Raw genomic sequence first — 15,383 nt, forward strand, 5'->3', positions numbered from 1 at the left:
CCCTATTAGGCAACGATATTTTTTTTGTAGTAATTATATAGGTTTTTAGGTGAAGCACCTAACCAATACAACAAATGAATTACAGCAAAATGAAATTGCAATTTTACCGTACCATTTTTACTGTATTTGCGGGCAGAGGTAGTTACATAATCAGGAATAACTTTAAATGTACTGGCTTTATAAAGTCTGTTTATAAACTCGCAATCTTCGTATATAACATAAGCCGGGTTAAAACCATTTAAAGATTTAAAAATGCCTTGCGTAACAAACAAAGATTGGTCGCCACCCCTGCAAATTCTCAGGTTAAATCTGGTAAACCATTGTGATAGCCTTAAAACCCAATGTTTGCTGTTAAATTTTAACCTAAAACATCCGGCAGTAAACCCTTTATTTACGTAGTTAACAATACGAGCATCAAACCCCTCTGGCGGAAAGGTATCTGCATGCAAAAAGTATAGTATATTTGATTTAGCTGCAATTGCACCTGCATTCATTTGGTTAGCCCTTCCTTTTTTAGAGCTTAATACAGTAACGTGCTTATAAGATTTTGCAATAGTAACGGTATTATCTGTACTGCCTCCATCTACAATAATAATTTCGTTAATAAAGTTGGTGCTATTTGCAGCTAAATAAGGCAGTAATTGTTTTAAATTCTCTGCTTCGTTTAAAACCGGAATAATAACAGAAATCTTATTCATTTAACTGCCAATCGTAAGGTAGATAACTAATTTTAACAGCATCAGAAATCTCAATATCAGAATACTTTTGTATAAAGGTAACAACACCACCGGCTACATCAAAATCATTCTTATACCATTTAAAAATTTTAGATAGTTTTAATTGTGTAGCTGTTATCTTGTTTTTCGATGTGTCTGTTATAAATGCTTTAGTGGCAAAATCTAATTGTTGGTATATTTTTTCAGGCAAATAAGCTGTTGTGAGTAGCTTAGGGCAAGAGGCCGATGCACAATTGATGGCAAAATGAATTCTGGGCTCGTTTAGGTTACGTAAAACGGTATGTTCTATATAATGTAAAGAAATAAGATTGCCATTTATTGGAATAAATTTTTTGTGCCACACATTGTCTATATCCTTAATGCTTTTTATTGGGTAATTATCTATTACAACTTTTAAGGTAAAAGCATTGTAAGCATTAATCCAGTAGGCTAACTTTTCTTCTTTAGCCCAAGTAGTTTTCGGGCTGTTTTTTACAAGTTCATTTAAATATGCATGAAGCTGTTTTTTGTTTTCTGATAGCTTAGCATAGTTAACCGATCCGTTTTCAGAAACATACTCACTTAAAACAACATCAAACAGTGCGTGATTAACTTTTTGGGAAGTTGCTGTAAATCCAAAAAATAAAACAATACCAAATATTACAATGTTTCTAATCACTCTTTTTTTTAGATAAAGGGTATAGCTCTTGGTTTATAAAATCTTCCGGAAAAGTTTCGTCTCCTTCAAACCCAAGCTCAATATCTCTGCCGGAATGTGGTATGTAATCTGTTTTAAAAATGTAATCCCAAATACTTAATGTTAGTCCGAAGTTAACTCCATACCTTGCATGTTGAGGTAAGTGTTTAGCATGATGCCAAATATGCATTATAGGATTGTTAAAAATGTATTTTAAAAACCCGTAATCCCACCCCAAATTGGCGTGGTTTAAATGGCCAATTGCTAAAGCAAAAAAGTGTACAATTGCTACATCTTGTGCATTAAAACCACCTATTATTGCAATAGGAATATACAGTAAAGATTTATATACAACGGGCTCCATCCAGTGATAACGTAAATGGGCAGCAAACCCCATTTGTTTTACAGAATGGTGTACCTTATGAAAGTTCCAAAGTGCCGGCACACGGTGCAATAGCCTGTGGGTGTTCCACTGAACAAAATCACTTACCAAGAAAAAAATAGTTAGCCCTAACCACTTTGGCAGTTGCCCAATATTTACAATTTGAAAATCTGATAGTTGTACGCCAAAAACACTCAGCAAATCATTAAACAGTTGCGCTGCAGTATTAGAAAGTGCAATTAAAACTATTAAGTTTAACAGAAAAAAATTAAAGAACATGTAAAAGGTGTCCAGCCAAAAATCTTTCCTAAAAACAGGCTGATTTTTACGCCACGGGAACAAAAGTTCTAAAAGCCAAACAACAACAGAGATAATTATGAGACCATAAAAATAGTTGTCCCAATCTAAAGTGGTTATTTCGTGTTTTAAATAATTAAAATACCCTTTGTATGAGTTTTCTATTATGTTTAGGTATTTTTCCATGCCTTAATTTAGGCTAAATTTTAATGTGGTTTGTATTACGTTATTGTCTCTAAATAAATCATCACCAATTTTACCATAGTCATTCATGTAACCAATGCTTAAAGATGTTTTGTTAAGTATTGGATACGATACCCCAACATAAAACCAATTTTGATTAAAATCTCTTGGGACAACTTTTTTTCCTGTTAAAAACCAAATTTCATCAAAAACAGTAAACGATAGTTTTTTGTTTTTTATGGAAAAAAGAGGTAAGCTCCATGTTATACGATAGCGCCATCGCATAGAAAAATCAGTATCTACCTTTTCATAAACACCCAAGGCAGTTTCTGCAAACTGTTCTATAAAACGTTGCTCAAACCTAAAGCGATGCTTAAATTTAGATTGTCCTGAGCTGTGTTGTAATTGTACTTCTTCCCAAACGTTATTTTCTTGAGCATCAAATGCGTCAGAATAGTTTTTTATATACGAATATCCGGCTGTAAAAGTTACGGTTTCGTTGGCTCTGTAGTTAATTGATGGTCTTACAATAAACTGTTGCCAATCGGTCATAAAATTGGTGCGTCTAATCTGAAATTCATTAAATAAAAACCATTTTTCGTTTAGGTTATAGTTGGTTAATATGGTGTTCCAGGTGCCATACATTTTTTCTGATTGAGCTTGTGCAAAAAATAACGTAGGACTAACAAGTATAAATAACAAAAAAAGTTTTTTCATAATACTGTTAAGTTTATAGCTGTTTGAGTAAGTATTAGGTTTTTTTAAGTTTTTTTAGCAGCATCCGCCACCATCGTAATGCCAAGTAGATTTACTTATAAAAATATCATCACGGTTTAATGCAGCCAATGCTGAAGCTGTTTTATCACAAATGGCAAGAGGCTGATTTTTTAGTAAAACATGACCTTTTCCGTCATCAAAATAATCATCTTCACCAAAATAAATAGCCGCTTTACCTGTAAACACACATGGGCCATCTTCGGGCATTGGGTCTTTAATAGCTGCTACCTCTATAGACTCAATGTAAATTAATTCATCTGTTGGGTAATTTTTAGGATCAAGAATCCTATAGGGTTTTCTGGCTCTAATTTCTATGGTGCCAAAACCGGCATCGGTAAGCATTTTTACATACTCTGCAATGGGTAAACTACCACTTAAACAAAGTGCGCGTAAACGTTCATCGTTTCTAAGGGTTTCATTCATGGGCTGCTCGCAAGTTGGATCGCTCATAACTAAGCGCCCGTGCGGTTTTAAAACCCTATACATTTCAGCAATGGCTTTTTTTAAATCATCTTCTTTAAAAATATTAAATAAACAGTTTTGGGCAGCAACATCAATGCTATTGTCTTCTACGGGGAGGTTTAGCGCATCGCCCTTTCTTAAATCTACAAACTCGCTTTTAAACCATGGGTTTAATGCTTCGGCTTCTTTAAAGTTTTTGCGTGAGGCTTCCAGCATTTCATCAACAACATCTACACCAATTACACCTCCTTTTTGACGAGAAAAATACGCAAACTGCAATAGCTCCATTCCGCCACCAACACCTACGTACAGGATTTTAGGATTTCTTACCAAATCTCTAGCATGAACGGTGCTCCCGCAACCATAGTTCATGTCTTGCATAATTTTTGGAATTTTTAATCCGGGTAATTCCCAAACAGGATTGGTGGTGCAGCAAAGTCCAACATCTGGTGTTAACGCTGCTTCTTTATATACATTTTTAGTGGTTTCTAAGTAGCTCATTTTTTTTGATTTACTAAAGTGATTGTAAAAGCCCTCTAAAGAGTTTAATCATTTTGGGTTGGGTGCGTTCTGCAATTTCTATAATTTCTGCAACGCTTATTGGTTTTAAATTATCTGGGTCGCACTCATCTGTTAAAACTGACACTGCCACTACGGGTAATTTTAAATGATTAGCAACAATTACCTCGGGTACAGTACTCATGCCTACGGCATCTGCGCCAATAGTTTTTAAAAATCGGTACTCTGCTCTGGTTTCTAATTGCGGACCAACAACCGATGCATAAACACCTTTATGAAGGGTAATACCTTCTTTTTTTGCAGTCTCTTGTAAAATGTTGCGCATGTTAGTATCGTAAGGATTACTCATATCTACAAAACGCTCACCAAACTCGGCAACATCTTTGAATGCTAACGGAGAGCCACCTTGAAGGTTTATGTGATCTTCTATAAGCATCATATCTCCTTTTTTGTATTCTAAATTTATAGCACCGGCAGCATTAGAAATAATTAAATGCTTAATCCCTAACTTGTGCATAACTCTAATTGGGTAAGTAACATCTATTAAATTGTAGCCCTCATACAGGTGAAAACGCCCTTGCATCACTACAACTTTTTTGTTTTCTAATGTTCCGTAAATTAGTTTTCCGGAGTGAAACTCTACTGTTGCCAGTGGAAAAAACGGAATGTGGTTGTAGTGCGCTTCAATAGGGTTTTCTATTTGTTCTACCAATTGCCCCAAACCACTTCCTAAAACTACGCCAATCTCCGGGTTTAAAAATCCTTTGCCTTGTAAATATTCTGTAGTTTTTTCTAATTGTTCTAATGTCATAAGTTTATTTTTTTATAAAAGATTGTAAAATATCTATATCCTTTATATCATCGTAAGTATCTATATCATTTTTAACATCAAGCAAATATACATTATGGTTTTTTAAGTCGTTGAGTGTATCTTTTAATACGGTTTCTGTGCTCCATTGTTTGTTGTTAAAAATATCTTTTGGAATTTGGTTTTTAAGTCCTAACAAATAATAACCACCATCTAAAGCCGGACCAATTACAGCATGGTTGGTTTCTAAAACATTAAATGCATTTTCAATATCTTCTTGACGTAAAGCGAACATGTCTGTACCTATTATAATAACTTTATTATAGCTATTTAATACATCTTTAAATGCGTTATGCATGCGCTCTCCTAAAGTAGCACCAGACTGTATTTTTTTTTGATATATGTTAGCATCCCACACATCTGTTTTGTCAATAAAATTAGTGTAGTAAACAAATTTTTGGCACGGTATATTTTTAGTGATATTAACCGTGTGCTGTACTAAAAACTTATAAATGTTTAAGGCTGCAGTATCACCAATTGTTTTTGCAAGGCGTGTTTTTACTTTCCCCAACTCGGGGTTTCTGGTAAAAATTATAATAGCGCTATCTGTCATAAATTTTATATCCGTTTTTTAAATACAATCCCCAAAACCAAGAATAAGTATGTACTGAATCTGTAGGTTTATTTTGGTTGTTATAAATGGGGTAGGATTGATTTTTCCATTCTATTATACCTCCGTATAAATTATAAACATTGCTAAATCCTATTTTAACCAACTTTTCAGCTACATCTTCAGAGCGTACTCCTAAAGTACAATAAACTACTACCGGAGTATCCGGATTAGGAATTATGGTTTTAATTTTTTTAGAAGAAATACCTTTGCTACCTATAAAATGTGCATTTTTTAGCCTGCTTACCTCAAACTCTTTTATAGTTCTGGCATCAAGAATAACATAATTTTCAAGGTTGGCAGCTAATTCTTTAGCTTTAATGTAGGGAACACTTTCGGTATTGAGCGTTTTCAATAACAAATTCATAGACTCTTGCGCCCATCCAAACGTAGTAAGCCACATACTTAAAACAATAAAACAGGTTCTCATAATTAAGCAACAGTTCCTTGGCAGCTACTACCTGAACCGGCAGTACAACCATAACAATGTTGAGAGATTACAATGTTTCTATTTTGTAATTCTGTTTCGTTATAATTAGATATATGGTTTATTTTATTAGCTACTTTTAACCCTAACATTTGGTTAAAATCGCAATCGTACAGCCAACCGTCCCAACTAACCGATAACGTATTGGTACACATAACATTGGCTACAGCAGCCGGATTAAAAGCATCTACTAATGCATACATGTAATCTTCATAGTTTTCTGAAGCAATTAAATATTCTAAAAACCTGCTAATAGGAAGGTTGGTTATCGCAAACAGGTTGTTAAACTCTATATTAAAATCTTCTTTTAGTGCTTTTTTAAAATCACGCTCCATAGCTTCTTGGTTGGTAGGCAAAAAAGCTCCGGCAGGGTTGTACACTAAATCTAACTTTAAACCCGAACCTTCTTTACCATAACCTACGGCATTTAGCATTTTTAGAGCTTGTATGGATTTATCAAAAACGCCATCACCACGTTGACGGTCTGTTTTTTCTCGTTTATAAAAAGGTAACGAAGAAACCACATGAACGTTATGTTTTTTAAAAAACTCCGGTAAATCGTGGTATTTTTTATTGGCAACAATAATGGTAAGGTTAGAGCGAACAATAAAATCTTTAATACCGGCTTTAGAAGCCTCTTCTACAAACCACCTAAAATTAGGGTTCATCTCTGGGGCGCCTCCGGTTAAATCTAAGGTATGAGCACCTGTATTTTTTATAACTTCCAGGCATTGCTGCATGGTTTCTTTGGTCATTATTTCTTTTCTATCGGGGCCGGCATCTACATGGCAATGAGAGCATACTTGGTTACACATGTAGCCCACATTAATTTGCAGTATTTCTAATTTTTTAGGTTTAAGCGGAAAATGGTTATGCTGCTTTAATTTCTCGCTAAAGGTAGGGAGCTCACCATTTTTAAAAATACCGTTAGATAATATTTCTAGTTGTTTCTCTGTGTTTGCAAGTTCGTTATGCCTGGCAGTAAGTGATTTAGTGGCCATGTTTACATTGGGTTGTGTTAAAATTACATTGAAAGCTTATTGTACTTATTCATCATCTGTACACCGTGCACTAATGATGCACCTCCTCTAATAGCACCGGCTACATGTAGGGCTTCCATCATTTCTTCTTTAGTAATACCGCGCTGTAAGCCGTCTCCGGTATAGGCATCTATACAATATGGGCACTGTATGGTATGTGCTACTGCCAAGGCTATTAACGATTTCTCTCTGGCAGACAACGTTCCCTCCTCAAAAACCTTGTTGTAGTACTCAAAAAACTTTTCTCCTAATTCTTGATTCCAATCGGTTATTTTTCCGAATTTTTTTAAATCGGCCGGATCATAATATGTTTTTTGCATGATGCTATTTTATTTTTTTGATTAATTAAGACGAAAAGATATAAATTACTTTACAAATAAAATGTAAAAGGTTTGCTGTAGTAATTTAGTAAGCTGAAAACTAACAAATTAAAATAATGAAAAGATAAAGGGTGAAGATGTTAGGTTATTACAACAAAAAAACCCGAACATTTGTTCGGGTTTTTTAACGTGGTGCCTCCAGGAATCGAACCAGGGACACAAGGATTTTCAGTCCTTTGCTCTACCAACTGAGCTAAGGCACCAGTTGCATTTGCGGGTGCAAATATAAATTTAAAAAATAATATTCGCCAAAAAAAATTTATAAAAAATTACGTTTTTTACCTTTGATAATTAATTTTGAATGCGTTATGAATTTAGTTATAGATGCCGGAAATACGTTTATTAAGCTTGGGGTATTTAAAAATAACGATTTAGTTTTAAAAAAAACGTTTAATAAGCAAGGTTTTTTAACACAAATAGAATCGGTTTTTAAACAAAATCCCAACATAAATGCAGCCATTGTAAGCTCGGTTACCAATCTTTCTGAGCGTTATTATAAGGCGTTGGCTGTATTTTGTAAAGTGTATAAGGTTTCTGCTAAAACCAATATTCCTTTTATTAACAAGTACAACACTAAAACTACGCTAGGAACAGACAGAATGTGTTTGGTAACGGCAGCTTACTACAAATATTCGCAAACAAATGTGTTAATTATAAGTGCCGGAACTTGTGTTACCTACGATTTTTTATCGGAAAATGGGGCGTATTTAGGCGGAGCAATTTCTCCCGGATTAACAATGCGATATAAAGCATTAAACCAATTTACAGCAAACCTGCCATTGCTTGAACCGGAGCAAATTTCTTTTTTAATTGGAGATAGCACACAAAACAGCATTCACAGTGGTGTAGTTAATGGTATAACTAACGAAATAGATGCAACAATTTCTCAGTATAAAGCTCGCTACAAAGATTTAACAGTTATTTTAACAGGTGGAGACACTGATTTTTTGTCAAAACGATTAAAAAATACCATATTTGCCCATTCTAATTTTCTTTTAGAAGGTCTGAATTACATTTTAGAATACAATAAACGCTAAATGATAAAAAGGGTTTTAACTGTTGTGGCGCTTATAGCCGGTGGGTTAATTTATGCGCAAGACGGAACATCATCGCCATATTCATACTACGGAATAGGTGAATTAAAATTTAAAGGAACCATAGAAAACCAGTCTATGGGAGGGTTAAGCATTTTTACGGATAGTATTCACTTAAATTTGCAAAACCCTGCTGCTTATGCAGATTTAAAATTAACAACGTATACCGGAGGGCTTACACACAATGTAACCAGGTTTAATACCACAGAAACCAAAGAAACTAAAGAAACTACTTCTTTTGATTATTTAGCGATTGGAATTCCGGTAAGCCAAAAATCTGCAATTGGTTTTGGGGTGCTGCCCTACACAGCAGTAGGCTACGGTTTAGAAACTCTTCAAAATGAAGCAGCCGGTTTAACAGCCACCAGATATAGCGGTGAAGGAGGTATTAATAGGGTGTTTTTCTCTATGGGATATGCCTTAAACAAATCGTTTTCTGTAGGTGTAACCGGTAATTACGATTTTGGTAATGTGCTAAACGAAACTATTAAGAGTGTAGAAAACGTACAGTTAGCAACACAAGAAATAAACAGGTCTGATTTAAGCGGTTTTGATTTTAATTTTGCGTTAAACTTTAAACAGCCAATAAATAATAAATTAACGTTGCGTTCTACGGTAACGTTTTCTCCCGAAGCTAAATTAAACTCAGAAAACAGACGTACATTTTCTACTGTACAGCTTTTAGATAACGGTGCAATTTTCCCGCGCGATATACAAGAGGTAGATTTAGAAGCTCTGGGGCTAAAAGAAACCGAATTAACATTACCAATGAACACCTCTTTTGGTTTAGGAGTAGGCCAAGAACGCAAATGGTTTTTTGGAGCAGAGTATAAGTTTAAAGAAATCAGTAAATTTGACAATCCTTTTATTCAAGTAGAGAATATTAATTATAAAGACGGCTATACTTTTTCTGCCGGAGGTTATTTTATACCAAAGTACAACTCATTTAATAGTTACTGGAGTAGAGTTGTTTACAGGGCAGGAGTTAGGTTAGATAATACCGGCTTAGAGATAGAAGGAGAGCCAATAAACAACTTTGGCATATCTTTTGGAGTAGGTTTACCGGTTGCCGGTTTTTCTAATGCAAATTTAGGTTTTGAAATTGGAAGAAGAGGTACCACAGAAAAAAACTTAATTAGAGAAGATTATTTTAATGTTAGAATCAGTTTATCGTTTAACGATAAGTGGTTCTTAAAACGAAAGTTTGATTAACCAAAAATTTAAAGAGATGAAAAAGAAATTTTACGTATTGGCGGTTAGCGTATTAATGGCTGTTGGTTATGCGAGTGCTCAACAAGCACAAAACCCGGAGTGTATGCAAAATTTATCAATATTCCATCAGCATGTAAAAGTTAAAAATTACGATGCAGCATACACCCCATGGAAAATGGTATACGATAACTGTCCGGATCTTCATGCGGCAACCTATGTAGATGGAAAAAAAATCTTAAAAGACCGTATTAAAAAAGGTGTAGATAAACAAGCTAGTATTACTTTATTAATGGAGATTTATGACAAGTCTCACCAATATTTTAAAGATAAATTTACTTTAGCTAGCGTACTATCTGATAAAGCTATTTTAATGTACGATGAAAAATTAGGTTCTGACGAAGAGCTTTTTAACGTACTTGATAAAGCATTTAACGAAGATCGTAAGAACTTTAAAAACCCTAAAGCTTTATACTTATACTTCTCTACACTAGTAGATTTATATAAAGCAGGTAAAAAAGATTTACAAGCTGTTTTTGATACTTACGATGATGTTACAGAGCGTATAGACGAAGAAAACAAGAAGCTTTCTAAAGTATTAAATGAGTTTGCAGACTTAGACGAAGCTAATTTAAACTCTAAGCAAAAAAGAAAGCTTAGATATGCAACTGTAAACTCAGAAGCATTTGGTAAAATATCAGAAAGTATAGATGGTAAATTGGGTGAATTAGCAAACTGCGAAAACTTAATACCGCTATACCAAAAGAATTTTGATGCTAAAAAAGGTGATTTAAAATGGGTTAAGCGTGCCGTAGGTAGAATGTTTGCTAAAGAATGTACAGACGACCCATTGTTTGTTAAATTAGTAGAGGCGCAGAATGCATTAGAGCCATCGGCTAATTCAGAGTTTTACTTAGGAATTCTTAAAGAAAAAGCCGGAGACTCTAAAGGTGCTCTAGGACATTACAACAGAGCGGTAGAGTTAGAAACAGATAACTACGAGAAATCTCAAATTCTTTACAGAATTGCAGTTTCTCAAAAGCGTAGAGGAGCAAAATCTTCTGCCAGAAATTATGCTCAAAAAGCAATTAACCTTAACCCGTCTATGGGTAAAGCATATTTGTTAATTGCTAACCTTTATGCAAGCAGTGCAAACGAGTGTGGCTCAACTCCTTTTGAGAAGAGAGCTATTTACTGGAAAGCAGCAGAAATGGCTAGAAAAGCAGCTCGTGTAGACCCATCTATTGCCGGTACTGCAAAAGCAACAGCTAATAGCTACGAGCAAAGAGCACCTAGTAGAGCCGATATTTTCCAGGCTGGTATGGCCGGAAAAACCATTACGTTTAACTGTTGGGTAGGCGGTAGCGTAAAGGTTCCTAACCTCTAATATGAATCATCTCTTTAAAAACATAAGAGCAGGCGTTGTCACTATTGCTATAGTGACAACGCTTTTTTCTTGTCAAAATAATTATAAAGAGCTGCAACAGTTATCGCAAACTAAAAAGTTTCCGGCAGGGGTGGCTCAAAACTTTACCTTAACATATACAGATTCCGGTAAGGTAAAAGCAATACTTAAAAGTCCGTTAAACAAAGATTTTTCAAATCAGAGTTTTCCATATCAAGAATTTCCCGAGGGTTTGCAAGTAGACTTTTTTGATGACCAAAACAATAAAAGTACCGTTACGGCCGACTACGGAATTATATATAACGCTACAAATTTGGTGAATCTAGAAGGGAATGTAATTTTAAAGACTCACGACGGTAAAGAACTTCATGCAAACCAATTGTATTGGGATCAAAAAAACGAGTGGATTTTCACCGAAAAAAACTATATTTATACAAGTCCGGATTTAAATATGTCTGGAGTAGGAATAGATTTTAATAAAGAGTTTACACGCGTAAATTCGCACAGAAATTCTGGTACTGCAATAATAGAAGAGCAATAACTATGAAATATTTTAAAACATTTAGTGTTGCGTATATAGTAATCGCAATTTTATCGGTAGTAGAAGTTTTCAGACTCTGGAACGCTGATCGCCAACGCGCATACATTTTCATTTTTTTGGCCGTAGGCTCTCTGTTTCTTTTCTTCTTTAAAAGACATTACTACAAAAAGTTTCAAGAGCGAGAAAAAAATAAATAATGGACTACTCCGTCGTTATTATCATTATAAGCCTATTGTTATCGGCTTTTTTCTCGGGCATGGAGATTGCTTATGTCTCTGCTAATAAAATTCACATAGAAATAGAAAAAAAGCAAGATGGTTTTTGGGCCAATATTCTTAGGCGTTTAACCAAAAAGCCTTCAAAATTTATTGCTACCATGCTAATAGGTAACAACATAGCTTTGGTAGTCTATGGGTTTTACATGGGCGATTTGCTTATTAATTGGTTTAACACACTTACACCGCAATATGAGTTTGTAAGTTTGCTTTTAACAGAGTTTAGGCTGCTTAGCCAAACAGTTATATCTACACTAATAATTTTAGTAACAGCAGAGTTTTTGCCAAAGGTTTTTTTTCAGATTTATGCCAATACACTTTTAAAGTTTTTTGCCTTACCGGCCTATTTATTTTACCTGTTGTTTAGTGTAATATCTGAGTTTGTAATCTGGGTGTCTGATGTGGTTTTAAAAAAGCTCTTTAAAACAAACGGAGACCAAGTTCAGTTAGCATTTACAAAAGTAGAGTTGGGCGATTATATCTCAGAACAGATGGAGGCAGTAGATGAAGACGATGATGTAGATTCAGAAATTCAGATATTTCAGAACGCATTAGAATTCTCTGAAGTTAAGGCCAGAGAAGTAATGATTCCGAGAACAGAAATAGAAGCTGTAGAACTTCACGAAACCCCCAAAAATTTAACAAAACGCTTTTCTGATACAGGCTATTCTAAAATAATGGTCTACAAGGATACCGTAGATGATATAATTGGGTACGTACATTCTTTTGATATGTTTAAAAAACCCAAAACCATAAAAAGCGTACTAAAACCGGTAGAATTTGTTCCGGAAACAATGTTAATAAGCGATGTACTTAATGCGCTAACAAAAAAACGAAAAAGCATTGCTATTGTGTTAGATGAGTACGGAGGTACATCGGGGATGATTACAGTAGAAGATATTATAGAAGAGCTTTTTGGAGAAATAGAAGACGAGCACGATTACACAGAGTTGTTAGAAGAACAAATAAGCGAAACAGAATACAATTTTTCGGCCAGATTAGAGGTAGATTACTTAAACGAAGAATACAAATTAGAAATTCCGGAAAGTGAAAACTACGAAACGTTAGGCGGATTTATAATGAGCCATACTGCGCAAATTCCCGAAAAAGACGATGTAATTGACATAGATAACTATCAGTTTAAAATTTTAGAGGTATCTAACACTAAAATAGATACTGTACAGCTTAAAATTATAGAGCGAGACTAAACCACGCTATTTTATCTTTTAAACCACTTTTATTATTGGGTAGAAAATGGTATTTTCGCCCACTGAATTTTATAAAAAACGTACAGATGGCAGTTCTTGAAAGCATCAGAAAACGATCATTATTTTTAATCCTTATTATCGGATTAGCATTATTTGCTTTTGTTATTGGAGACGTAATTAACAAAAACAGCTTTAGCGGACCTAAAGCAGGCACTACTGTTGGAGAGATTAACGGAGTTAAAATTTCTCGTGATGAGTTTGTGCAAAAGGTAGAAAACAGTGCCAGACGTTTTGGTACAAACGTATCTACAACCCAAATTGTAAACACCGTTTGGAACCAAGAAGTTAGACAAGTTTTATTATCACAACAAATAGAAGATCTTGGTATAAACGTTGGAAAAGATCAAATAGTTAGCATCATAAAAAATAATCCGGCATTTACACAAGATCCTACTTTTCAAAATGAAGCAGGATTATTTGATGAGCAAAAATTTATAGAGTTTATTGCCGATTTAAAAGCAAACAATCCTGTTGCATATCAAGGCTGGACATTGCAAGAAGAAGCGCTTATACAAAACGCAAAAGAGCAAATGTATTTTAACCTTATAAGAGCAGGGGTGGGAGCAACGTTAAAAGATGGAGAGCTAGCCTATAAAATGGAAAATGATAAGGTAGATATTAAATTTGCGAGAGTACCTTACACTAGCATCCCTGATAGTACAATTACAGTAAGCAAATCAGAGATAGAGAAATATATAAAAGAGCATAAAGACGAGTTTAAAGAAGAAGCTTCAAGAAACATTCAATACGTTTATTTTGAAGAGAAGCCATCTTTAGAAGATGAAAACGAAGCTAAAAACAGTATTGTATCCCTTTTAGAAAACTCAGTAGAGTACAACAGTACAACCGGTACAACCGATACGCTTGCCGGATTTAAAACGGTAACAGATGTTGAGGCTTTCTTGTCTAAACATTCAGACATAAAATATAACTCGGCATATATAACTCGTCAGAACTTACCAAACGAGCACGCCGACTCTATTTTTAACCTTAACAAAGGAGAAATTTACGGTCCTTACAAAGATGCAGGCTTCTTTAAAATCACCAGAATGTTAGATAAAAAAGAGCGTGCTGCAGTTAAGGCCAGTCATATTTTATTGGCTTATAAAGGAGCAGAACGTGCCAGCGCAGAGACTGAGCGCACTAAAGAAGAAGCTCGTGCTAAAGCACAAGAATTAGCAAAAGAACTTAAGAGCAATCCGGATAAATTTGCAGCGTTAGCTAATGAGTTTTCAGACGATCCGGGCTCTAAAAACAGAGGGGGAACGTACGATTTTATTCCGGAAGGGCAAATGGTAAAGCCTTTTAATGATTTTATTTTTAGTAAGCCGGTTGGAGCAATTGATGTTGTTGAAACAGATTTTGGTTTCCACGTAATAAAAGTAGATGCAACATACCCTGGTGTACAAATTGCTACATTGGCCAGAAGAATTGAACCATCTGAAGAAACTATAAACAGTTTGTTTACCGAAGCAACTAAATTTGAAATGGAAGCTGCAGAAAAGAACTTCTCTGAGCTTGCTAAAGAAAACAATTATGTGGTACGCCCGGTAAATAAAGTTAGACCTTTAGATGAAAACTTACCAGGACTGCCAAACCAAAGAGGTATTGTACAATGGGCTTTTGATGAAAACACAGAAGTTGGTGAGGTAAAGCGTTTTAATGTAAACAACGGCTACGCAATTGTACAATTAGTATCTAAAACCAAGGAAGGTTTAGCAAGTGTAGAAGATGCATCTGCACGTGTATTACCAATATTACGCAAGCAAAAGAAAGCTGCTTTAATAATAGAGAAAAACAAAGGAAAATCTTTAGAAAACTTTGCTAAAGATAATAATGTAGCAGTAAGTACAGCATCTGCTTTAACCATGAAAACGCCAACAATTCCTGGAGCCGGTAGAGAGCCTAAAGTAGTTGGTACTGCATTCGGTTTAGCAGAAGGAGCAACGTCTGATTTAATAGAAGGAGAAAACGGGGTATATATTATTCAGGTTACTAAAAAAACTCCGGCACCAGAATTAGATAACTACTTAACTTATGCTAAATCAGTAGAAATTCAAAACCAAGGAAGAGTTAATACTGCCGTTTACAATGCATTACGTGAAGCTGCAGAGATAGAAGATAATAGAGCAGATTTTTACTAATAAAATAGACTAACCCAAACCGAAAAAGC

General features: G+C 34.8%; 16 protein-coding genes and 1 tRNA gene. 6 read left to right on the top strand and 11 right to left on the bottom strand.

Translation table 11 applies throughout. The features are described 5' to 3' along the window. Nucleotides 1-5: 5 nt before the first annotated feature. The 11 genes from ACZ5CF_RS04375 to ACZ5CF_RS04425 form a co-directional block, all read right to left on the bottom strand. Nucleotides 6-698 carry a TIGR04283 family arsenosugar biosynthesis glycosyltransferase gene (locus ACZ5CF_RS04375; RefSeq protein ID WP_464580623.1) on the bottom strand — a complete coding sequence of 231 codons (693 nt, stop codon included), beginning with the start codon at nucleotides 696-698 and terminating at the stop codon, nucleotides 6-8. Further along, nucleotides 691-1,395: a DUF547 domain-containing protein gene (locus tag ACZ5CF_RS04380; protein ID WP_464580624.1), complete on the bottom strand. Its 705-nt coding sequence runs from the start codon at nucleotides 1,393-1,395 to the stop codon at nucleotides 691-693. Before ACZ5CF_RS04380 ends, ACZ5CF_RS04375 begins: the two co-directional genes overlap by 8 nt. Next, nucleotides 1,388-2,278, bottom strand: coding sequence for a sterol desaturase family protein (locus tag ACZ5CF_RS04385; RefSeq protein WP_464580625.1), 891 nt, complete (start codon nucleotides 2,276-2,278; stop codon nucleotides 1,388-1,390). Before ACZ5CF_RS04385 ends, ACZ5CF_RS04380 begins: the two co-directional genes overlap by 8 nt. Before the next feature lie 3 nt (nucleotides 2,279-2,281). Further along, a complete protein-coding gene (locus ACZ5CF_RS04390) occupies nucleotides 2,282-2,992 on the bottom strand; it encodes a DUF2490 domain-containing protein (protein ID WP_464580626.1) in 711 nt (236 codons plus the stop codon). A 54-nt stretch (nucleotides 2,993-3,046) separates the two neighbouring features. Beyond that, complete coding sequence (gene arsM / locus ACZ5CF_RS04395) at nucleotides 3,047-4,015, bottom strand: arsenosugar biosynthesis arsenite methyltransferase ArsM (protein WP_464580627.1); 969 nt, start codon at nucleotides 4,013-4,015, stop codon at nucleotides 3,047-3,049. Nucleotides 4,016-4,028: 13 nt separating this feature from the next. Next, nucleotides 4,029-4,844, bottom strand: coding sequence for a purine-nucleoside phosphorylase (locus ACZ5CF_RS04400; RefSeq protein ID WP_464580628.1), 816 nt, complete (start codon nucleotides 4,842-4,844; stop codon nucleotides 4,029-4,031). Nucleotides 4,845-4,848: 4 nt separating this feature from the next. Further along, the gene (locus tag ACZ5CF_RS04405; RefSeq protein ID WP_464580629.1) at nucleotides 4,849-5,454 is read right to left on the bottom strand and encodes a TIGR04282 family arsenosugar biosynthesis glycosyltransferase; all 606 of its coding nucleotides are present in this window, start codon (nucleotides 5,452-5,454) and stop codon (nucleotides 4,849-4,851) included. Beyond that, entirely contained in the window at nucleotides 5,444-5,941 is a 498-nt protein-coding gene (locus ACZ5CF_RS04410) for a rhodanese-like domain-containing protein (RefSeq protein ID WP_464580630.1), read from the bottom strand. Before ACZ5CF_RS04410 ends, ACZ5CF_RS04405 begins: the two co-directional genes overlap by 11 nt. Before the next feature lie 2 nt (nucleotides 5,942-5,943). After that, on the bottom strand, nucleotides 5,944-6,999 hold the full coding sequence (gene arsS, locus ACZ5CF_RS04415) for an arsenosugar biosynthesis radical SAM (seleno)protein ArsS (protein WP_464580631.1): 1,056 nt from the start codon (nucleotides 6,997-6,999) through the stop codon (nucleotides 5,944-5,946). A gap of 23 nt (nucleotides 7,000-7,022) precedes the next feature. Beyond that, nucleotides 7,023-7,358: an arsenosugar biosynthesis-associated peroxidase-like protein gene (locus ACZ5CF_RS04420; RefSeq protein ID WP_464580632.1), complete on the bottom strand. Its 336-nt coding sequence runs from the start codon at nucleotides 7,356-7,358 to the stop codon at nucleotides 7,023-7,025. Between the two features lie 190 nt (nucleotides 7,359-7,548). Continuing rightward, nucleotides 7,549-7,621: transfer RNA gene (locus ACZ5CF_RS04425), tRNA-Phe, on the bottom strand. Between the two features lie 105 nt (nucleotides 7,622-7,726). Between ACZ5CF_RS04425 and ACZ5CF_RS04430 the strand changes: the two genes are divergently transcribed. The 6 genes from ACZ5CF_RS04430 to ACZ5CF_RS04455 all read left to right on the top strand — a co-directional run bounded on the left by ACZ5CF_RS04430 (nucleotide 7,727) and on the right by ACZ5CF_RS04455 (nucleotide 15,354). After that, nucleotides 7,727-8,455 (top strand): type III pantothenate kinase, encoded by a 729-nt coding sequence (locus ACZ5CF_RS04430; protein ID WP_464580633.1) that lies wholly within the window; start codon nucleotides 7,727-7,729, stop codon nucleotides 8,453-8,455. Then, nucleotides 8,456-9,724, top strand: coding sequence for a hypothetical protein (locus ACZ5CF_RS04435; RefSeq protein WP_464580635.1), 1,269 nt, complete (start codon nucleotides 8,456-8,458; stop codon nucleotides 9,722-9,724). It abuts the gene before it with no gap. A gap of 16 nt (nucleotides 9,725-9,740) precedes the next feature. Further along, entirely contained in the window at nucleotides 9,741-11,108 is a 1,368-nt protein-coding gene (locus ACZ5CF_RS04440) for a hypothetical protein (protein ID WP_464580636.1), read from the top strand. 1 nt (nucleotide 11,109) lies between these two features. Further along, entirely contained in the window at nucleotides 11,110-11,667 is a 558-nt protein-coding gene (lptC, locus tag ACZ5CF_RS04445) for an LPS export ABC transporter periplasmic protein LptC (protein WP_464580637.1), read from the top strand. 196 nt (nucleotides 11,668-11,863) lie between these two features. Further along, nucleotides 11,864-13,150: a hemolysin family protein gene (locus ACZ5CF_RS04450; RefSeq protein ID WP_464580638.1), complete on the top strand. Its 1,287-nt coding sequence runs from the start codon at nucleotides 11,864-11,866 to the stop codon at nucleotides 13,148-13,150. A gap of 86 nt (nucleotides 13,151-13,236) precedes the next feature. Continuing rightward, the gene (locus ACZ5CF_RS04455; RefSeq protein ID WP_464580640.1) at nucleotides 13,237-15,354 is read left to right on the top strand and encodes a peptidylprolyl isomerase; all 2,118 of its coding nucleotides are present in this window, start codon (nucleotides 13,237-13,239) and stop codon (nucleotides 15,352-15,354) included. Nucleotides 15,355-15,383 lie beyond the last annotated feature (29 nt).

The sequence above is a fragment of the Lutaonella thermophila genome (assembly GCF_055387725.1).